General features: G+C 49.6%; 16 protein-coding genes. 6 read left to right on the top strand and 10 right to left on the bottom strand.

The genetic code is table 11. The features are described 5' to 3' along the window. Window positions 1–10: 10 nt before the first annotated feature. Genes GA0116948_RS19445 through GA0116948_RS19425 form a run of 5 tightly spaced genes read left to right on the top strand, consistent with a single transcriptional unit; the run spans window position 11 to window position 5592 of the window. Complete coding sequence (locus GA0116948_RS19445; RefSeq protein WP_089715333.1) at window positions 11–1003, top strand: stage II sporulation protein M; 993 nt, start codon at window positions 11–13, stop codon at window positions 1001–1003. A 1-nt stretch (window position 1004) separates the two neighbouring features. Next, entirely contained in the window at window positions 1005–1997 is a 993-nt protein-coding gene (locus GA0116948_RS19440; RefSeq protein WP_089715332.1) for a DUF4129 domain-containing protein, read from the top strand. Further along, the gene (locus GA0116948_RS19435) at window positions 1994–3232 is read left to right on the top strand and encodes a DUF4350 domain-containing protein (protein ID WP_089715330.1); all 1239 of its coding nucleotides are present in this window, start codon (window positions 1994–1996) and stop codon (window positions 3230–3232) included. The genes GA0116948_RS19440 and GA0116948_RS19435 overlap by 4 nt, the downstream gene beginning before the upstream one ends. A 3-nt stretch (window positions 3233–3235) precedes the next feature. After that, complete coding sequence (locus GA0116948_RS19430) at window positions 3236–4225, top strand: AAA family ATPase (RefSeq protein ID WP_240619267.1); 990 nt, start codon at window positions 3236–3238, stop codon at window positions 4223–4225. Window positions 4226–4254: 29 nt separating this feature from the next. Then, a complete protein-coding gene (locus tag GA0116948_RS19425) occupies window positions 4255–5592 on the top strand; it encodes a DUF58 domain-containing protein (protein ID WP_089715366.1) in 1338 nt (445 codons plus the stop codon). Between the two features lie 561 nt (window positions 5593–6153). Here the strand turns inward: GA0116948_RS19425 and GA0116948_RS19420 are convergent. Together GA0116948_RS19420 and GA0116948_RS19415 are read right to left on the bottom strand one after the other, a co-directional pair. Then, entirely contained in the window at window positions 6154–8769 is a 2616-nt protein-coding gene (locus GA0116948_RS19420; protein WP_089715328.1) for a family 20 glycosylhydrolase, read from the bottom strand. A 132-nt stretch (window positions 8770–8901) separates the two neighbouring features. Beyond that, window positions 8902–9474 (bottom strand): NADPH-dependent FMN reductase, encoded by a 573-nt coding sequence (locus GA0116948_RS19415; RefSeq protein ID WP_089715326.1) that lies wholly within the window; start codon window positions 9472–9474, stop codon window positions 8902–8904. Window positions 9475–9765: 291 nt separating this feature from the next. On the opposite strand from GA0116948_RS19415, the gene GA0116948_RS19405 reads away from it, so the two are divergent. After that, window positions 9766–10017, top strand: a complete 252-nt coding sequence (locus GA0116948_RS19405) for a hypothetical protein (RefSeq protein WP_089715323.1) — start codon at window positions 9766–9768, stop codon at window positions 10015–10017. Between the two features lie 102 nt (window positions 10018–10119). Here GA0116948_RS19405 and GA0116948_RS19400 read toward each other — a convergent pair whose 3' ends face one another. The 8 genes from GA0116948_RS19400 to GA0116948_RS19365 form a co-directional block, all read right to left on the bottom strand. Then, the gene (locus tag GA0116948_RS19400) at window positions 10120–12702 is read right to left on the bottom strand and encodes a phosphoenolpyruvate carboxylase (protein ID WP_089715321.1); all 2583 of its coding nucleotides are present in this window, start codon (window positions 12700–12702) and stop codon (window positions 10120–10122) included. Between the two features lie 169 nt (window positions 12703–12871). Continuing rightward, a complete protein-coding gene (locus tag GA0116948_RS19395) occupies window positions 12872–14749 on the bottom strand; it encodes a monovalent cation:proton antiporter-2 (CPA2) family protein (RefSeq protein WP_089715319.1) in 1878 nt (625 codons plus the stop codon). Window positions 14750–14781: 32 nt separating this feature from the next. Further along, on the bottom strand, window positions 14782–15366 hold the full coding sequence (kefF, locus tag GA0116948_RS19390) for a glutathione-regulated potassium-efflux system oxidoreductase KefF (protein ID WP_089715317.1): 585 nt from the start codon (window positions 15364–15366) through the stop codon (window positions 14782–14784). Between the two features lie 86 nt (window positions 15367–15452). After that, window positions 15453–16262, bottom strand: a complete 810-nt coding sequence (locus GA0116948_RS19385) for an N-acetylmuramoyl-L-alanine amidase (RefSeq protein WP_089715364.1) — start codon at window positions 16260–16262, stop codon at window positions 15453–15455. Between the two features lie 176 nt (window positions 16263–16438). After that, the gene (gene pgl, locus GA0116948_RS19380; protein WP_089715362.1) at window positions 16439–17161 is read right to left on the bottom strand and encodes a 6-phosphogluconolactonase; all 723 of its coding nucleotides are present in this window, start codon (window positions 17159–17161) and stop codon (window positions 16439–16441) included. Between the two features lie 160 nt (window positions 17162–17321). Then, on the bottom strand, window positions 17322–18833 hold the full coding sequence (gene zwf, locus GA0116948_RS19375) for a glucose-6-phosphate dehydrogenase (protein ID WP_089715360.1): 1512 nt from the start codon (window positions 18831–18833) through the stop codon (window positions 17322–17324). An 81-nt stretch (window positions 18834–18914) separates the two neighbouring features. After that, window positions 18915–20321, bottom strand: coding sequence for an NADP-dependent phosphogluconate dehydrogenase (gene gndA, locus GA0116948_RS19370; protein ID WP_089715315.1), 1407 nt, complete (start codon window positions 20319–20321; stop codon window positions 18915–18917). Window positions 20322–20648: 327 nt separating this feature from the next. Continuing rightward, window positions 20649–21485 carry a CvfB family protein gene (locus GA0116948_RS19365; RefSeq protein ID WP_089715314.1) on the bottom strand — a complete coding sequence of 279 codons (837 nt, stop codon included), beginning with the start codon at window positions 21483–21485 and terminating at the stop codon, window positions 20649–20651. Window positions 21486–21733 lie beyond the last annotated feature (248 nt).

Here is a 21733-nt window from a genome sequence, read left to right as displayed (position 1 = left end):
AATTTAAGGCATGAGAGAGTCACTTTTCATAAAACGTAACCTGGAGCGCTGGCAAAAAATTCAGCAGGAGCCTGCCAAAGATCCTGACGAGATGGCCGCCGAGTTTACCACCCTGCTGGACGACCTCGCCTATGCGAAAACTTTTTACAGCTACAGCAAGGTAACCCGCTACATCAATGGGATGGCTGCGGGCATTTACCAGCGCATCTATAAAAACCGCAAGGAAGACCAGGGCCGCATCCGCAGCTTTTTCGCCCTGGAGCTGCCCCTCCTTTTCCGCCGTAACCAGGGCATTTTTTTGTTCACCACCCTGTTTTTTATTTTTTTCTGCGTAATAGCTGCTTTTTCTGCCGCGCATGACGACACCTTTGTGCGGGGCGTGCTGAGCGATAGTTACATCAATATGACGGAGCAGAATATTGCCAAGGGCGATCCCTTTGGGGTGTACAACGATGGCAACGAACTGCTCATGTTCCTGGAGATTGCCAAAAACAATATTAGCATTGCCTTGAGCTGTTTTGTAACGGGCATTGCATTATGCCTGGGCCCTGCTTACCTGCTGGTGGTGAATGGGATGATGCTGGGTGCCTTCCAATATTATTTTTTTTCCAAAGGGCTGGGTGCCGCCTCTGTGCTGGTGATCTGGATACATGGTACGCTAGAGATATCGGCTATTATTTTGTCTGGCACCGCTGGTTTTGTGATGGGCAGCAAAATATTATTTCCCGGTACCCGCAAACGGGTGGATGCCCTGAAACAAGGGGCCAAAGACGGGTTGAAAATTATGGTGATGGTGATCCCGATGCTACTCTGCGCCGGATTCCTGGAAGGTTTTGTAACCCGGCATACGCACATGCCGCTGGCAGCCAGCATTTCCATCCTGGCCCTGTCTTTGTCTTTTGTGGTGGGTTATTTCGTGTTTTATCCTATTTACCTGCACCGCAGGGGATATGTGCTGGAGCCAGACGGCGCCATTATCCGGCCCGCAAAAAAGAATGTGTAGCATGCGTTTTCCTTGTCAACATTATGTTTTCCTTACCCTGTTAGCTTGCTTATTGCTGACGGGTATAGCAGTCCATGCCCAACAAATCGTTGCTCCTGCGCAAAATACTGACGCACGCCAGACCCTGATAGGCCATGCCATCGAGGATACGATGTCTCAAAGAACCAATGTAAGGAACGGGTTGCTTAAAACTGCGCTCCACCCGGAGGCACCCGAAGACACACAGCCTACGGTAGAAGATACAGTGCCCATTACTGAAGACACAATAGCCTCCGATGCAGCCACCACCATTCCTTCGGCAGACGATCCTTACGCCACACGGGAAGAGCAGATCCGCAGTACCCAACGGGAGCTGTACGACAGTGTAATGCCGGAAGATGATGCCCGCGAAGGAATAGATTATGCTACCATCTGGTCGCGGCAGTTGCCCGCCAATGCTGCCCAATCGCTGCGTAGCAAAAAAGAATTCAATTACGAAACCACACCTAAGCCACCGCCCAGGTTTTTGGTCGTGCTGCTGGGCATACTGAGCCGTATTTTTACGCCCGTATTAATTGTACTACTGGCGGCCACGCTTATTTTTGCCATCCTCTATATTTTGCGCAATAATGATATCAAGTTATTTGCCCGCAAGCAAAAGCCCATGGCGTTGCCAGATGTGGAAGAAAAAATGGTGGAAGACATACAAAACGCCAATTTTCAACTCCTGCTGGAACAGGCTATTCATGCGGCCAATTGGACCGCCGGTGTACGGTATCTTTACCTTTACACTTTGCAACAACTGCAACGGAAAGGGCTTATTCATTTGGGACCTAACAAGACTAATCGCGATTACCTGCGTGACCTGACAAATACACGCTGGCACAACAACTTCTCGGTATTGACGCTGGATTACGAATATGTGTGTTACGGCAATTTCCCCCTGAGCCAACAGGACTTTGAGCTGATCCGTCAGCAATTCAACACTTTTAAAAACGAGCTTGGACCATCGTGAAACTAAAATTCATCATCATACCCGTGGCTATCCTGCTGGTGTTATTCATCATCCTGCTGATCTTAAGCAAGGTGGGGGAATCGCCAACAACGCCGCTGGACATGCAACAACCCGGAAACGTTACCTTCCAGTACAAAGACAAAAATCCGTATGGCGGCTATGTGGTGTACCAGTGGCTGGGTAAGTTGTGGAAAGATCAAACGCCTTCGGTGATTACCCGCCCCTTTGCATCGGCTTACAACAAAAACGCTTCTATGAAAAGTGGAGGCAATGTGTACGTGATACTGGCCAAACAAAGTTTTACCGACGCGGCAGATGTGCGGTCTATGGAGTCGTTTGTTATGGATGGCAATACGCTGGTATTGGGCGTCTGCGCTCCCGATACCTTGCTGCAACAAACATTTGGATTTACCATCAGTGACAGCCTTCCAGGTCTATACAACACGGCAGGCTTGAGCCGGGCAGAACATTTTGTAAGCCCCCGCATAGACACGCCAAGCTTTTTCTACAAGGGCATTATGTCCGAAAATTATTTCACCTCCGTAGACACTGCGGTGACCACTATCCTGGGAGAAAATAATATAAACCAGCCTAACTTTATCCTTGTGAATAAAGGCCAGGGCCACCTGCTGGTGTTGCTAGATCCGGTAATCCTTACCAATTACCCGCTGTTACATAAAGACAACAGCAAAATGTTGGAAGCCGTCATGAACTATGCGCCAGAGTATGAAACGAACAATACACTGTACTGGGACGAATTTTATAAATTACAAACCAAGCCCCGGGAGGGAGATTTCTCCGAATGGCAGGTACTGATGCGCTACCCGGCTATGCGCTGGGCATTCTGGCTCACGATACTCACGGCGCTCTTTTATGTGCTGTTTGAAAGCAAACGCCGGCAACGCATTATTCCCGACATTCCACCGCTTACCAACACCTCCGTGGAGTTTGTGACCACCCTGGGCAAATTATATTACGAACATCACGACAACAGCAACCTGGCTCACAAAATGGTGCAACACCTGTTGGAGTATATCCGTACCCGTTATAACCTGAACACCCAGCACCTTAACGAAGAATTTGCAGAAACGCTGGCCCGCAAATCGGGCTATCCCAGCGAACAAACCCGGCAGCTTATCCAGTACATACACCAGGTACGCCTGGAACCGCAGCTTAGCGACTTGCAGTTGCATAATTTTTATACCGCTACTCATCAATTTTATCAAAATAGTTAGTCAATGGAAGAAATGGAATTGCAAAGTTTTCAGACCCGCACCGATTTCTCTGCCCTGCATGAGATCATCAACGCCATCCGTGCGGAGATCGGAAAAGTGATCGTAGGCCAGCACGGCATGGTGGACCTGCTGATCACCGGCCTGCTTTCTGAAGGACATATACTCATAGAAGGTGTGCCGGGGGTGGCCAAGACCCTGGCCTCCAAACTGCTGGCCCAATGCGTGGACGCGCAATTTGCCCGCATACAATTTACCCCAGACCTCATGCCTGCCGATGTATTGGGTACTGCTGTATTTAACCCCAACAGCCGGGAGTTCGAATATAAGAAAGGTCCTGTGTTTGCCAACATTGTGCTGACGGATGAGATAAACCGTGCCCCGGCCAAGACCCAGGCCGCACTCTTTGAAGTGATGGAAGAACAGCAGATCACTAACGATGGCATTACTTATAAACTGGACGGACCTTTTATGGTGATTGCCACGCAGAACCCCATTGAACAGGAGGGCACCTACCGCTTGCCGGAGGCCCAGCTAGACCGTTTCCTGTTTAAGATCATCGTACACTACCCTACTGCGGCGGAAGAGGTTACCATGCTGCAATTGGCCCACCAGCAGCACCGCAAAGGCGGCAGCGCGCTGAGCGCGGCCAAGATAGTGAGTGGGGCGCAGATTAAAGCTTTCCAGGAGCAAATCCGTAGCGTGGTGGTAGAAGATAAGCTACTACATTATATTTCCGATATAATACAAGCCACCCGGCTCAATGCTTCGTTGTTCATGGGAGCATCGCCCCGGGCATCGCTGGCGGTGATGAACTGTGCCAAAACCGTGGCTGCTATGGCCAACCGCGATTTTGTAACACCAGACGACATCCGCTATATTGCCCCCCACATCCTGCGCCATCGCATTATACTCACCCCCGAGCGCGAGATGGAAGGCATTTCTACCGATGAAGTGATACAGGATATTTTGAAAAATGTAGAGGTACCCAGATAGGCCACCTTTATGCAATGCAGCATACCCATATGCTTAAACGATTCTATAAGGCACTCTTTTTTACCACCCGCTTTTACCTGGCGGCTGGCGTTATCGTGCTGCTGTTTGTCCTCGCCTTCTTTGTGCCACCCCTGCTGGCCGTGGCGGAGTTCTGCACCCTGGCCCTCACCCTGCTGGTGATCACAGACTTGCTGCTGCTATTTGCTATCAAGGCCCCGGTTACAGCTTTGCGTAAAATGAGTGCCCGCTTCAGTAACGGGGATGATAACAGTGTAATGCTCACCGTTAGCAATCCGCTGCGCTATCCCCTATGGATAAGCGTGCTAGAGGAACTACCCTTCCAGTTTCAGCGCCGTGATTTTGTGATGACGGCCCGGCTGCCCCCTCAACAAAGCCATATTTTTTCCTACACCCTGCGTCCGGTGGAGCGGGGAGAATACCGCTTTGGCAACAGCAACCTGCTGGTCACCACCTTCTTTGGCCTGGTGCAACGATTGTTTGCGGGCAAAACCGAACAACCGGTAAAAGTATATCCCTCCTATCTACAGCTTCGCCAGTATGAGCTGATGGCATTTCAAAATAAAATGCAGGATCTGGGCGTACACAGACGCCGCATGATAGGCCATAGCATGGAGTTCGATCATATTAAAGAATACACCCAGGGCGACGATGTACGCACCCTGAACTGGAAAGCCACCGCCCGCCGTGGTGTACTGATGGTCAATAATTATGTGGAAGAAAAATCGCAGCAGGTTATCTGCGTGATCGATAAAAGCCGCAACATGAAAATGCCCTTCGACGGCATGACGCTGCTGGACTACGCAGTGAACGCTACCCTGGTATTCAGCAACGTTGCCTTACAGAAAGGCGATAAAACCGGCCTGGTAACCTTTGTAGAACAACACATAGAATTTTTGCCCCCGGCCAATAAAAAAATACAATTGAATAAGATCCTGGAAATGCTGTATGCTCAGGAAACCCAATGGCAGGAAAGCGATTTTGAGCGGCTAAGCGTTCATTTGCGTACCTCGCTTTCCCAACGCTCCCTGCTGGTATTGTTTACGAACTTTGAATCCTTATCCAGCATGCAGCGCCAGCTACCCTACCTGCGCAAGTTGGCCAAGTATCACCTGGTGATGGTAATTTTCTTTGAAAACACCGGCTTGCGTGCGCTCACCACCGGCAGTGCCGTGACCACGGAAGATATTTATATACAGACCATCGCTCAGAAGTTCATCGACGAGAAGCGGCTCATTGCCAAGGAGCTATTACGTTACGGCATTGTGTCGGTGCTATCCACACCGGAACAACTGACTATTGACGTAGTGAATAAATACCTGGAACTGAAAGCCAGTATGCAGTTATGATGGCTGCTGATGTGTATGCGTTATAAAAAAAAGAACAGCAACTCATCGATCACTTGCTGTTGCCCCTCAGCCGAGCGTTCGCTTTTAGACAACCATTTTTTTATACGCGCAAAAATCACGAAACTCGTGGTAAATTTATTTATCTGCATCATTGGCGAGCCATTCACCGGCAATCGTACCCTGATGATGGTATAAGCTGACACACAACAACTTACCCTCTCCATGCTCCGCGTAGAAGGGGTATCAGTAGGCAACTGTACTTAAAACATATTTAAGGATATTTTATTAGGGATGTAATCGCAGTTACGGATATCCATCCGGTTACTGCTTACTTTTTTAAAATCTAAAAAGGAGCAACGGGTTCACACCCATTGCTCCTTTTTCATTGGCATTTGCCCCTTAAAAGCGCATTGTAGCGTATAATCGGGCGTTGTACTTTCTTACTCTTATGGCTGCGTTTATTGTACTTACCCAGCGGCATAACCTTACGCCGAGTACTTTGCGAAAAAGCATAGCCTAAAAAGGGGCAACGTAGCAAATAAAAGGCATACCCCACTTATTTTATGGTAGTGGCGCACCTTCCACGCTAGGGGTGGCAGGAGAAGGCAATATTTTCACAGGTGCATTTTCCAGCTCTGTACGGCCATTGCTGCTGAAAGCTTTAAACTGCAAGCGTGGATTGGCGGGCAAGGGGCTGGTGTATAGGCTACTTTTGGCGGTGGGCGTACTGCCATCGGTGGTGTAGCGGATCTGCAGGCCGGGAAACTGTACATTGGCGCTGGTAAGGCCTTGCACTGTACTTACCCCCACCGGAGGAATGCGGTAATTGTATCCTTTGTTATACACATCCAGCCGTGGCAGCTCCCGCTTGCCCAGCACGTTGGCGAATACAGACCAGGCCTCACTGTATAATTGCGCGCGGCGGGTACTGTCTGCTTCCTGCGCCCAGGCCGGATCTGGCGCCCAGGCACGTTCCGCCAGTGCAAGCAACTTGGGTAGCAACATATATTCCAGGCGTTTGTCGCTGGTAATGTTTTCACTCCAAAGCAGGCCTTCAAGCCCCTCAATATTGGAAGCGCCGTAGGCAGTAAGGCCATCTTTGCCCAGGAAGGTTTCAGCACCCACCGGGTTATTTTGGGCATCCACCGTAGCGTTTTTGTAATAGTTAAATGGAATAAAGTAAAAAGGTTTGTCCACATCCACATAACCACCCCAGTAATAGCCTGGTTCCGCAAAAGTTTTAGTGTAGGCCATATCGAAATAAAAGTTGCTCACTCCGCCCAGCACTATCTTATACCCGGCATTGGCCAGGCGATAGGCCAGGTCTTCTGCCCCACCGCCAATCACGTTGTTCCACACCACCAGGTGCATGCGGCTGTTCACAAAATCGGGATTGGGAATGTTGAGATCTTCCCCATTCATCCTGGTTGTTTTGCGCATGCCCACTTCTTCCCAACCATATAGTTGCAATCCGCGCTGCTGGAGTATTTTATTCACCCGGCCATAAAAATAATACCAAAGGTCCTGCGTACTTTTCAGGGAATCCTGCTGCATCAGCGCCAGGCAGGCAGGCGATTTTTGCCACACCCCTGCAGGTACTTCATCACCGCCCATGTGAATAGAAGATAGTTCAGCGCCGGCTTCGTTGTACATGGCTTTTATTTCGTCCACTACTTTTTCCAAGAAGGTGTAAGTAGAGGGCAGGGCTACGTTTATTACATTATCGTTCCAAAATTGCACGGAGTGATATATGGACTGGTCGTCCGGATCGGCGAGCAGGTATTTGTGCGCCCCGGCTATATCGTCGGCGGCCAGTAATTTCCGGTAACGCTGGGTCATGGAATACACGGCTGCACGGGCATGGCCGGGGGCTTCTATTTCCGGTATCACGCGAATGTGGCGGGCTTTGGCGTATTGCAGTATGGCTATAAAATCGGCCCGGGAAAAATAACCGCTGCCGGCTGCCTGCGTAGTATCTGGTCCGGAGCCGTAAGAAGGCAAGAGCATGGGCGCATCTGTAGGATCGGGGGCGTACCCCCGTTTGCCACCAATGGCGGTGAGTTCAGGCAGGCCGGGAATTTCCAGCCGCCAGCCTTCATCGTCGGAAAGATGAAAATGAAAGACGTTGAGTTTGTATAACGCCATCACGTCAAGTACCCTTTCCACTTCCTCCTTCTGGTGAAAGTTGCGGGCCACGTCCAGCATAAAACCCCGGTAGGCGAAACGAGGGGTATCGCTCACAGTTACGCCGGCTATTGGAATGCTTTTTTGAACAGCCTTCCAGTATGCAGCTGGGATAAGGTTTTTCAATGATTGAATGCCGTAAAAAACACCTGCCTCATCGCCCGCGCCGATGCTAATGCCGCCAGGCGTAACATTTAGCGTGTAGGCTTCATGCGGTGCATTTATTTTGTGCAACGCAATCACATGGCTGCCGCTGCCGCCCACAGCAGGCGCTTTCCCCAGGAGTGTTCCCAGTTCTGCAGCTAACGTACTGGCTTGGGCTGCAAAATCGGCATCGGCCTGTATGCTGGTATTTTTATCAAGCAGGAAAGGGTTATTATTTTCGATGTAATGAGTGGGTGTAGGAAAAATCTTCGGCAACTTTTCCGCCGCGAGGTCTTGTATGCCGGCATTTTGCGCATATATATCCGCAGCGGTTAGTACGCCTGTTTTATCCTGTGGACCACTGAGCAATTGCTTGGGCAATACAGAGGGCCGTATACTGAAATCACGGATCGCATATCCTTTGTCCGGCTGCTGATCCCACACGATGAAAAAACCGGAAGGGGCATCGGTGAAATTGATCGTCCACGCACCGGCCAGAAATTCCATACGCACCGAGTCGCCCGGCAACACCTGCTGGAAACCCGCTTCGGGAGCCAATTTGTAAACATCTCCATTTACATGCGAGGCCACCAGGTGAGCAGGTAAACTACCGGGCGTTATAGGGCGGTCGAAGTTAAAATAGAGCTGCCATCCACTGGCAGGCAATGGCTTTTTCGACTTATTAATAAGTGTAATAGCCGACAGTACTTCGTCTTTTCCTTCGTGGTGATTTTCCACCACTTCCCAATGTAGTTGCAGCCGGGCGGCATCAAGGGGCTGGGACGATTGTGCAAATCCCTGGCTGGTTATGCCCAGCAGGGCTGTTAGTAAAAATTTGTGGCGAAACATCAAGTGAAATTAAGGTGTGGGCTGAAGATAGAAACTTTGAGGGGTTATTTAATGCCCCGGAGAGTGTATTTTTATTTGTTTCCTGGCGGATGAAATTAAAAACACCACTTCCCGGGGAGAGAGGAAGAGTAGTTAGTGGGTTTGCCCTAATAGTTTTTTGGCGTGTACGGCGCTGGCCAGCCAGAGAAATTCTTTGAGGAAATCGGTGGCTTTGGTTTCAAAAGTGGTATCAGTAAATTCTGCATTATGATTCACTTTATCCTGCACCACGGGCACCAGCAACATTTGCGGCAAGGCTATGCCCCCTATGGCCAACACCAATTGTTGCATAGACAATGCCCCTCGCAGGCCGCCCAGGGCGCCAGTACTCACGCTTACACAACCAATTACTTTACGTGCAAATTCTTTCTTTCCCAAAGAATCTACCATGTTTTTCAGCGCGGGCGTGTAAGTACCATTATACTCCGGCGATACAAAAATAATAGCGTCTGCACTTTGCAACAAGTCGGACACTTTTTGCAGGTCGGCGCTGGGAATACTTTGTTTATCCAGCCTTTCCTCAAAAACAGGAATATGGTAAGCGGCAAGGTCTATCATTACCGGCACCTGGCCGGTGAGGTGTTGCAGCTTGGCTGCCAGCACGAGAGATACGTTATGGGAAAGTCTGCCGGTGCGCGTACTGCCGGAGACGATAGCTATGATCATGATCGCGGGCTTGTTTAAATATAGCAAAACGAACCGCAGTGTATGCACAACGGCCCGTGGATGATATGAAAAAACAATATTACGGATTATTTCCCCTGCTCAAAACACTTTTATCACCCTCCCTCCGCCCGCGCCCAGTACGCTTTTCGGGCACGCGGCCAATTTACCGTGCTTGGCCATGGAAAAGAAACACAACTGTATAGGCTTTAAGAAATACCGCCAGCAGGCCAATGCCACCGCCTGACACGGCACGGCGTTTGCCGCTATTTCCAGGTAAATACAATTAAACATATGGATCCATTTCTCCTAAAATTTGAATACGAAGGCACCCCACATATTATTACCGTAACGCCACAGGTGTCAGGTTATACCACGTCTTTTGTGCTTACAGTATCCGGCGTAGAAGTGCGCTACGAGGCAGATGAAGAAGGTTATTTACGCGCCATCGCCAAAGACCCTTCTCAAAAAAATTTGCCGGAAGGCCTGCTCCATGAAGTGGGCATACAACTGATACAGCATTTAAATACCTCCAATCCTGCATAACTTAGCACTGCTATTTATGCCCTATGAAATAAAAAATCCATGCACCGTAGTACATGGATTTTAATAGTTTACGCTTTTCTTTTGTAAAAGTATTTGCCTGGACTAAGCAGAATTGCGCCCCGCGTTAATGATTCCGAAGGAACAACGTACTACCAGTTTTTCAAACACTTCTTTTGCGGCATGGTGGTTATCGCCGCTTTCATCAAACTCACGGATGCGGTTGAGTGCATATTGCTGAATGGTATTGAGCGGCAGCACCACGCGTTCGCGCATCTGTATCGACAATTGGTCTACCGGGTTGCCAGACATGAGGTCTGCACCGCCAGAAAGTTTCAGCAGGTATTTTTTAGTAAGCTCAAATTCATCGTGCATTACATTCCATACATCACCAAAGTCGGGATGTTCCGACAGGTAGGCTGTAAGAGGGAAGTAACTTTTTTTCATGGCCATCTCGCTATTATCCAGCAGGGTTTTGAAAAACATAGAATGTTCATAAAGATTTTCAATCTCTTTCCAGTGGCCGGTTTCCTCCATCTTCCGCAGGGCGGAGCCTACGCCGAAGTAGCCAGGTACGTTTTGCTTCAATTGGCTCCAGGCACCCACATAAGGCACGGCGCGCAGGTCGTCCAGGTTTAGCTTAGCGGTATTACTACGTTTAGATGGGCGGCTGCCAATGTTGGCCTCTGCATAATACCGCAGCGGGCTTACACGTTGCAAGTAGTTGAGGAACTGCGGATGGGCTTTCAACACACTGAATGCTTTATAGCTTTCATCGGCCAGGGTTTGCAGCAAACTTTCCTCCTGCGATTTCAACGTCACTTCACGGGAAGAAAATAGTTCATTGGCAATGCCGGCATGCAGTAATTGCTCCATGTTAAACTGCGCCGTATCGATGGTACCAAAGTTGGAGCTTACGGTTTGCCCCTGTATGGTGAGCTGTATTTCTTTATTGGCAATGTTGCGGCCCATGCTCGCATAGAACTGGTGCGTTTTGCCACCACCACGGCCAGGAGGGCCTCCACGGCCATCGAAGAAGACCACGTTCACACCGTGATGGCGGGAAATGCTGGTAAGTTGTTCCTTGGCTTTGTAAATGCTCCAGTTGGCCATCAAATACCCTCCATCCTTGGTACCATCGGAAAACCCCAGCATGATCGTCTGGGTATTGCCCCGTTGCGCCAAATGACGGCGGTAAATTTCATTTTCGTACAATGCCTCCATAACACCACCGGCATTGCCCAGATCATCTATGGTTTCGAACAGGGGTATAATGTCTACCGTAAGAGCCTCGTTTTTCCAGCCGCTCAGGCGCAGCAGGCCATACACTTCCATTACACTAAGTACGCTGGTGCTATGGCTGATAATATAACGGTGGCAGCCTGCCTCGCCGTTGTTATGCTGGATAGTTTTAATAGCCTGCATAGACAGCAGCGTATCGCGGTACAGTTCATTTTCCAGTTGCTGCGGGTCCACGGTTTTTGTGGCTTTTAGCAGGGCATTTATTTTTTCGTCGGTCGAAAGGTCTTTGTAATTTTTAGGGAGTACGTCGGTTTTAGCGGCAATGGCTTCTACTGTTTTGGTATGCACGGTACTGTCCTGGCGTATGTCCAGGGAGGCAAAATACAGCCCAAACAACTCTACCTTGCTAATCAGTGAATCTACCAGGTCTACAAACAAGCCATTGTGCTGGCTGATGATGATCTCCCGCACCTGGTGCAAGGTACCCAGTATTTCCTGCTTGGATAAGTGAGTACGCTGGCCGGGTATAAAAAGGTTATTGAATAGTTTTACTTCCAACGCCGAGAGCAGGTTCTCAACGCCCTTAAAAGTAAGCCGTCGTTTAAGGCGGCGCACATCCAGGTAATAAGATTTAATAATACCGCCACGCAGCGCATCTGCCACTTGCAGGGTGGTCTCGGCTTTTACAAACGGGTTACCATCCCGGTCGCCGCCCGGCCAAAAGCCCATGCGGATCAAAGGATTCAGGGCGTTGATAACGCCCGGAAACTGCGATTTCAGGTGGTTAATAATGCGGGCTGCAGACTGATAAAATACATTTTCCAGGAACCACAGCAGGCTCATGGCCTCGTCGTAAGGAGTGGGCTTTTCTTTTTTAAGAAATGGCGTTTTCCCCAGTTGTTGCAGATAGGTGTTAACCAGCGCGGTGTTGTCTTGCTGCAATGCTTTGGACAGGTCGTTAATAATGCCCAATACCTCGCCGGGATAAAACTGGGTGGGATGCGCGGTAAGCACCAGGCGTACAGAGAAGTCGCTGAGTTTGCGGGCCAACGCATCCTCGGTATGCGTTTGCAGTATTTCGGACTGCAGGTGCTTCAACGTTCCGGCGCCATTAATGTCATGAATATCTTTAAAGGCAGCGTCTTCCAGCGCGTCGAACAGTACTACCTGGCGTTCGGTGTATTGTACAAAACGGAACAGCAGGTCTAGTTGTTCCTGTTCTGTAGCGTAAGCGGTATATTGCTTCAGGAAAGTGTCGATAATCGTCATCGGGCTTTCTTTGCGGCCAAATCCTTCTTCGCAGTGTAATAAGAAAAGCGACAACAGTACCCCGGTCTTCTCAATTTTATGAAAAGGCAATGCGGTGAACAAGCTATTGTATAACTGAAACTTTACCCCGACCAGGTTCCTAAACTGCTGCAATGTATTGTTAACGGGCACCTCCATAATTGTTGTATTTAACTTCCGGACTAAAACATCCTCCAAAGCGGCAGAAAATTACAGCGTTCCTATTGAATATAGTAACGTTAATAAGTAAAATTAGAAAATATCAAATTATGAAAAAAGCCAATAGCGGCGCGGGAGGGGCATTAGCGCTTCTGTAACAGGGGCAAAATTACTGAATGTCTTTGTCTTCCTGCAATGATTCAGTATCCCAACCCACATCTTCCCGCAGCATGTTGCGTTTGTCGGACTCCATCATCTGTTGCAGGTCGGCAATGCGCTGGCGCATTTGGTGTTCAAACAGGTTAGAATCGTCATGGATGGAGCTAAGCTCTTTCAACAGGCGATCGTCGTGGCGCAGGAAAAGTCGGGCAGCACGCTGGGTGTGGTAAGCGCGGTAGCCCAGGGCCACCAGTACATCGGCCCCCATGCGCAGCGAGGTATCGGAGGTTTCCCGGTAAATGTGCAGTACACCGGCATCCATGAGTTCATAAGAATCCAGGTTGCCCACTGCGCGCACGTACATGCGCAAGTGAGGGAAATGTTTTTTCACTACTTTCACGGCATCCATGTTTTTCTCCGCGGTATCCAGGGCCAGGATAATGATTTTAGCAGTGTCTGCGCCGGCGGCCAGCAGCATGTCGTGACGGGTACCATCGCCATAATACACTTTCATGCCCAGCTTGCGCAGGGTATCTACCCGGTCGCTATCCATGTCCAGGATGGTGGCGTTAATGCCATTGGCCCGGATAAAACGCCCGGCCATGTTACCAAAACGGCCAAAGCCGCAGATGATCACATCGGAGCGCTCGCTGATCACGTCTGCCTCGCGCACTACGTCTTCCGGGCCATCATTGATCAAAGGCCCCAGCCACTTCTCGTAGATCATCAGCACCAGTGGCGTCAGCACCATGCTCACGGCTACAACCACGGTAATCAGGTTGGTCACGGCGGGCTCCAGTGCATAAGTGGTGCGGATAAAGGAAATGAGTACAAAGGAAAATTCACCCACCTGGCAAAGCGCGAGGGAGAACAATAAATTTTGCCGGAAACTCAACGTAAAAAATTTGCCTAAGGCCAGTAGTACTAACGTTTTCACCAGCATTACCCCCAGCACCAGCCCCAGGATCAGCAGTGGCTTTTCCAGGATCAGTTTAAAATCGATGGTGGCACCCACGGCCATGAAAAAAAGACCCAGGAGCAAGCCTTTAAAGGGCTCAATGTCTGCCTGTAGTTCGTGACGGTACTCACTATTGGCCAGCACCACTCCGCCGAGAAAGGCCCCCAGCGCGGGGCTGAGGCCCACCATGGTCATTAGCACCGTTACAGAGATCACGAGCAGCAACGCCGTGGCGGTAAATAGTTCGCGGATGCCGGTACGGGCCACAATATTAAGCAGGGGCCGCACAAACAAATACCCGCAAATAATAATCCCTGCAACGCCTCCCAGCGCAATGAGCGACTGCTGCCAGCCTGCCATCCTGGAAAGCCAGGCCGTTGCTTCCTCCGAATGTCCGCCAGGCGCGGCACGAGGGGCCAGCAAGGGGAAAATGGCCATCATCGGGATCACCGCAATATCCTGGAAAAGCAGCACAGCAAATGCGTTCTCACCCGCCGTGGTATCAAGCAGGCCTTTTTCTTTCAATGATTGCAGCACAATGGCGGTGGAAGACAAACAAAGCGTCATGCCCACCATGGCGGCAATGCGGGGGTCCAGTCCTAGCAAAAAAGCCAGGACACTGAGTACTACCGCCGTGATGACCACTTGCAGGCTACCCAGCCCCAGCACCGATGCTTTCATTTTCCACAGCAGCTTAGGCTCCAGTTCCAACCCCACCAGGAAAAGCATCATCACCACCCCAAACTCGGCAAATTCCATGATGGCATGCCTTTCCGTACCAATTACGCCCAACACTGCTGGCCCAATGATAATGCCGGCCAGCAGGTAGCCCAGCACAGAACCCATACCAATGCGCTTTGCCAGCGGCACGCATACAACGGCTGCTGCAAGAAAGACCATGGCCTGGAAAAAAATAGTGTGTTGGTGCATATGGAGGTAATTGGGAGTTGGGTAAAATAGTTTTATAACAAATCGTTTAAGTATTGCGCTTGCTGCCAGACTGCCGGCGTGAACTTGCTTTGCTGCAATAATAATAACGCGCGTTTAAATTTTTCGCCCCACGCCAGTAGTTCCGGCTCCGCTATATGATGTACGCCATGCACCACAAAGGGTGGCAGGTACTGCATGCGGCATATTTTGGCAGTTTGTTCTATAGGGTAAAGAAATTCCCGCAAGGGGTGGTTATGGGCCTCTCCTACCGCATAACTTTGCTGCTGGGTACCGGCGGAAAGTGCCTGCAAAAACAGCTTTCCATCCAGCGCATGCCCTTCATGGCCATAGGCCCAGCCATGGACAAGTACCAGGTCTATCCACTGTTTCAGCAGGGCGGGCATGCTATACCAATAAAGTGGGTGTTGCAAAATGATGATGTCATGTACCTGCAATAGTTGCTGTTCTTTCTGCACATCTACGTCAAAGTCGGGATAACGCTCATATAGGTCCCGAAAAGTAACACCCTGCACTTGCTGCGCAGCAGTGGCGAGTACTTTTTGTGCGCGCGACCGCTCATATACCGGGTGCGCAAATAAGATCAGTATTTTTTTCATGTGATTGACCGCTAAGAAAGCAAAAAATACACCATGGAGGTAGTGTCATTCCGGAATGCATAAAAGTTCCATGGGGTTACACCATCTTAATATTTTCCGGAAACATCGTACAGTATCTTTTTCTCACCATCGTCCAGCACACGGGAAGAATCCTGGGGGATAAAGTGCCGCTTAAAGGCCAGCACCGCGGCGGTGCTATCTTTTACATCGTAACCGATGAGGTGAAGGGCTTGCAGGGAATTAAAATTTTCCGGCACCGTTACGCGGCTGGTATCACCATACCATTGACCAAAACCGTTGGCTGCCAGTCGATCCCAAGGAAAATAGGCACTAGGATCTACCTTCCGGCCCGGGGCGATGTCGCCATGGCCAATAAAATTACTGACCGGAATATTATACCGGTGCTTCAAGGTGTCCAGGAGCACCAGCAGTCCATGAAGCTGGGGGGCGGTAAAGGGTTCCTCTCCGGAATTATCCAGTTCAATACCGATGGAACTGGAGTTTATATCGCTCACGTTGCCCCACTTGCCCACGCCGGCATGCCAGGCGCGCAGGTAGTCATTGAGCATATGGTGAATACTACCGTCCTTACAAATCACGTAATGGGCACTTACCTGCGAGGCCACGGTGGTAAAGGTTTGCAGGGTTTTATCGCACGCGTGCTGGGCAGTATGGTGAATGACGACGAAGTTGGGCTTGCGCAGGTTAAAGTTTACCGTGCCGGCCCACCAGGCTCCTACCGGTACTGAGTCTGCCGGGATGGGCGCCGGCTGGGCGCGCAGGGTCTGTGCAAAGGCTTTCACCTGGCGTTTGTATTCTTTGTTGCTCGTAGCATATGGATTGCGGGCGCAGGCTGCCAGCAGGGCAAGGCAAAAAAGCAAAGACAGGTGTTTCATGTAGACATGTTTAAGGTAAACGTACAGCGGCATATCATTTATAATAGCCCGGAACGATGATGGCGCTGCCGTAAAAATAAACAGAAAAGCTGTTAGGAAAGGCCGGACTTTGCAATGGATGCAAGTAACCTGCCATTCCTAACAGCTTCCCCTATTTTCAGCGGGTAGCCGGAGCATTACTCCATAGCTGCCGCAGCGGCTTCGTCCACAAACCAGTGTAGCGACCCGTTGCTGGGCCGGATCTGCTGGGAAGGATACAGATCTGGATTATATTCTCCTTCTATCACATTTTTTAATGTCAATGCTTTTGCATTGCCGGTGGCCATGAATATAATGCAGGCGGCTTTATTTACCACCGGGGCAGTAAGGGTAATGCGGAACATGTCCTGCGCAGGCAGCCAAAAGGCAGTCACCCATTTTTGGTCCTCGTGAACCACTTTGGTGCCGGGAAAGAGGGACAGGGTATGCCCGTCATCCCCCATACCCAGCAGCACCAGGTCGAAGGTGTTAGTTTGGCCACGGAAATAATGTTCCAGGAACTTTTCGTATTCAGCAGCGCTGGCCACGGCGTCTCCTTCAGTTTTCATTACGTGGATCTGTTCCGGTTTTACGGGTACATGATTCAGCAAAGTATTGTAAGCCATGAGGGCGTTATTACGGCTGTCTTCAAACGGTACGGCGCGTTCATCGCCCCAGAAAAAGTCCAGCTTTTCCCAGGGGATCATGGTATTGTAAGGCGGCTTGGCCAATAGCTGGTAAAGGGCCTTAGGCGTACTCCCACCGGATAGCACGAAAGAAAAGCGAGGTTTATCCTGCAATACTTCCAGGATGTAATTACTGATCCAGGCCGCCAGGTTTTCGCTGAGCTGTACCGGGTCTTTCGCAATGTGTAGTTCCATTTTGAAAAAATTTCCTGATTTCAATTTCAAATACATTTCCAAAAAATCTTCCCACTGATATGCACGTTCCTAAAAACCAATTTCCAACTTCAAATCTATTCATCTGAAGTTGGAAATTGGTATTGAATGTTATGTTCAGTTGGAACCAGATCTTTGAAAACTAAGCTTTCGCCGGCGATAAATTTGTCCAGGCATGGCCATCGTTGGTAATCAACTTATCGGCAGCCTCGGGGCCCCAGCTATCCGGAGTATAGTTCGGGAAGTCGGGCTCTGTATTTTCCCAATGCTCCTGGATGGGCATCACTACTTTCCAGGCGGCTTCTACCTGGTCGGCGCGCATAAACAGGGTGGCATCGCCTTCCATTACGTCCAGCAGCAGCGTTTCGTAGGCCTCAGGGGCATCGTCGCGGCCATAAGCTTCGTCGTAATTAAAGATCATATTCACCGGGTCCAGCGTCATCGTCTGACCAGGGCGTTTGCTCTGGAAGCGGATACGGATATCCATTTCCGGCTGAATGCTGATAGTCAGTTGGTTAGGACGCCAGGTCTTGGTGCTTTCCGGCGGAAATGCAAAGTGCGGCGCTTCCCGGAAAGTGAGGGTGATATTGGTAGACTTTTGTTTCAGGAATTTACCCGTGCGCACGTAGAATGGAATACCCTGCCAGCGCCAATTGTCGATAAAGAATTTCACAGCGGCGTAGGTCATGGTCTTGGATTTTTCGGCCACGCCTTTTTCTTCGCGGTAGCCTACTACTTCCTTGCCTTTTACCACACCAGGCCCATATTGACCGCGTACCGCCACTTTATCTACATCTTCGGTTTTAATAGGGCGGATGGCATTCAGCACATCCACTTTCTTATTTCTTACCTCGTTTGCATCGAAAGATACGGGAGCTTCCATGGCTACCATGCAAAGCAATTGCAGAATATGGTTCTGCACCATATCGCGCAGCGCACCACTCTGGTCGTAGTAACCGGCGCGGCCTTCCAGGCCTACGGTTTCTGCCGCAGTGATCTGTACGCTTTCAATATAGTTGCGGTTCCACACGGGCTCAAACATGGCGTTCGCAAAACGCAGCGCCAGGATGTTCTGCACAGTTTCTTTACCCAGGTAGTGATCGATGCGGTAAATCTGTTCTTCGGTGAACATGCTTGCCAGCAAGGCGTTCAGTTCATGCGCGCTTTTAAAGTCATGGCCGAATGGCTTTTCTACCACGATACGGGTATTGGCCTTCTCCTTGGTGAGCGTAAGCTTACCCAATTTGGTGGCTATGTCTGGCACCAATTGTGGTGCTACGGCCAGGTAGAAAATTACGTTGGGTTCCTCCCCCCACTCCCCGCCCTTGGCTTTTACCAGGTCGGTGATTTTCTGGAAATCTGCCTCATTTTCGGCGTCCAGGTGGAGGTATTGCACGTGTTGGGCAAACTCGCCGAATTTTGCAGCATCTACATCTTTGCGGCGGGAAAATTTAGTAACACCATCCAACAGGCGGGTATGAAAATTATCATCCGTGTAAGGAGTACGGCCCAGGCCTGCAATATGAAATTTTTCCGGCATCCATTGGTCCAGGAAAAGATTGTATAAAGCAGGAGTCAGTTTCCGGAGGTTCAGGTCTCCGCTACCACCAAATATAAAAAGCACGGTGGAGGCAGGACGTTTGTGTTGTTCCATATTTTGGTTTTGATATGATACTTTCAGCACGTGTAGCAGGAAAGGCTTCTTCGCTCATGCCTGCCACCACGCACCTGTTTCTTATTGCCATTCTGTGTGGAAAGTTCCTTCAATATCAGTACGCTGGTAGGTATGTGCGCCAAAGTAATCGCGCTGTGCTTGTACCAGGTTGGTGGGCAGTCTTTCTGTGCGGTAAGCATCGAAGTAAGACAGGGCTGCGGAAATTGCTGCCACTGGTATACCTGCCTTGGCTGCTTCACCCACGATGATACGTGTTTTGGGCAGTTTGGATTTGATTAGGCCTGCAATGGTTTCATCCAGCAACAGGTTACTTAAAGCAGGATTTTTGAGGAAAACTTCGTAGAAGGTTTCCAGCAAACCAGAACGGATAATACAACCACCTCGCCAGATACGCACCACGTTTTGCAGGGGTATCTCCATTTTCAGTGCGGAAGATGCAGATTGTAACATGGCCAGGCCTTGGATATAGCTGATAAGGGTGGCGAAATACAATGCGTCGTGTACCTGGCCGATCAGCTCTTCCTGGCTGATGTTGATCTTATCCACACCGGGGAAAATTTTCGCAATCTTTACACGGTCTTCCTTAAAAGAAGAAATATTACGCAAAGCCACCGCCGTATCAATTACGGTAATGGGTACCGGCAGGTCCATGGCATCCTGGGAGGTCCACTTGCCAGTGCCTTTAGAGCCGGCTTTGTCGGAGATGAGGTCTACCAGGATTTTATCGGTCTTATCATCCTTTTTCGCAAAAATGTCACGGGTAATTTCTATCAGGAAAGATTGCATGTCGCCTTCGTTCCATTTGGAGAATACGTCATGAAGCTGGGCATTAGATAGGCCTGCGTGTTGTAGCAGGGAATAGGCTTCGCTGATAAGCTGCATGATACCATATTCTATACCATTATGCACCATTTTTACATAGTGACCGGCTGCATCGTGGCCCATATAATCGACGCAAGGGCTACCGTTTACTTTCGCAGAAACGGCTTCCAGCATAGGTTTCACATTGTTATAGGCTTCCACGTCGCCACCCGGCATAATACTAGGGCCAAAACGGGCACCCTTTTCACCACCGGAAACCCCCATGCCCATAAAGTGAAATCCCTTAGACTTCACATAATTTACCCGGCGCAGGGTGTCGATATAGTGGGAGTTACCACCATCAATGATCACATCTCCTTGGTCCAGCAAAGGCACCAGGGATTCGATCACATCGTCTACCGGCTGGCCGGCAGGCACTAACATCATAATGCGGCGCGGACGGCTGAGGCCCTGCACCAATTCTTCCAGCGAGCTTGTTCCTTTAACCGTAGTACCAGCCGTGGCGGACGTTTCGAGTGCCTGGGTTTTGGTAGCGTCGCGGTCAAAGCCCAGCACGGGAAATCCATGATCGGCCATGTTCAGCAACAAGTTCCGTCCCATCACTCCCAGCCCGATCATTCCAAAATCAAATAGTCTGTTTGCCATAAAATTGATCGCTTAAAGAAGTTATAAAAATAAATATTAAACGGTATCCGTATGGAAGTAATGTTAAAATAGCTGTCCTATTACAAAAAATAGTAAAGATGGTACAAGTCATTTAACAAGCAGGCAATCCGTCGCAATGGTTATGCCATTTAACGCCAAATGCCTATATATGGTTTAAATATACTTTTTTGCCGGCCGTTTTCCCGGCATACAAAGGTAGTAGCCAGAGAGGAATTATACTATGTTTTTCCTTTATATGGCCATCTGCAAGCCCCATATACCTCCAAATGCAAGCGGGCAGGCCCTTTTGACCCGCCCGTACACCTGTTATTCTGCTATTTTCTTGATCCCGGTTTGGGTAAATTCAATTTTTTTCTGCTTGTATAAGGAGCCCGTGGTCATCTTAAAGGTCTTTTTACTCATGCCAAAAAACTGGCGGATGGACTCAGGATCGCTTTTGTCATTGTAGGGCAGGTAGCCATCGTGGTCGTCCAGCAGCTCCAGGATACGGCTGCCTTCGTCTTCCACCTTGCCATAGCCGGCTTTGCCAATAGCAATGTCTATCTTATTACCTTCTTTAATGGCCTTTACGTACCCCTTCAGGCGTTCGCCAATCTCCAGTTCCCGGAATACATCGCTGTAATGCAGTAAACCATTGTACTGCTCATTGATCACCACGGCATAGCCAAGCTCCGTACGGCGGTAGATCAGCAGGTCTACTTCCTCTTTTTCCTCAAGGGTGAGGTTCTCATTGCTGAGCGATGGAAACAGCTTTTCCGTGGCCGCCACGCGGCCGGTTTGCTCATCAATATAAATGCGTACCAGGTATTCCCCTCCGGTAATCATCTTGCTGTTTTGCTGAGACAGGGGTACAAAAATATCCTTCATCAGGCCCCAATCCAGGAAAGCACCTTGTTTGGTAACCGATACTGCTTTGAGTTTTACAATATCGCCCACTACGCCCAATGGTTGCTGCGTGGTAGCGATGATACGGTTTTCGGAGTCGTGGTAAATGAATACTTCCACGGGATCACCTACCTTAAGGCCAGCAGGTACAAAGCGCTTGGGTAATAGTATTTCGGATTCGCCGAAGCCATCGAGGTATACGCCAAAGTCGGCAGTTTTCTTTACGCTGAGGCGGTTATATCGGCCTACCTGTATCATGTGTTTTAGTTTGCTTAAACCGCAAAGGTACGGGAAATACGCTCTCCGGGCTAGCGGCGCATGTACACCGAAGGCGTTTCTTCAACGCCATCGCCATCGTTAACCCAACTAACTTAAGAATGGGCTTATTTTAGTTAAAATTGTATGCAAAACTTTTGCTAAATCGATTTAAATTTACGTTTCCGGAGATCAATGGCGTGAATCCCGCCACCAGCCGCAATAACAAAACCAACTAAATATCTAAAACT

Origin of the sequence: Chitinophaga costaii (assembly GCF_900094705.1) — a bacterium.
GTDB classification, from domain to species: domain Bacteria; phylum Bacteroidota; class Bacteroidia; order Chitinophagales; family Chitinophagaceae; genus Chitinophaga; species Chitinophaga costaii.
Note: the sequence above shows the minus strand (reverse complement) of the source record. Positions and strands in the feature narration are given on the sequence as shown.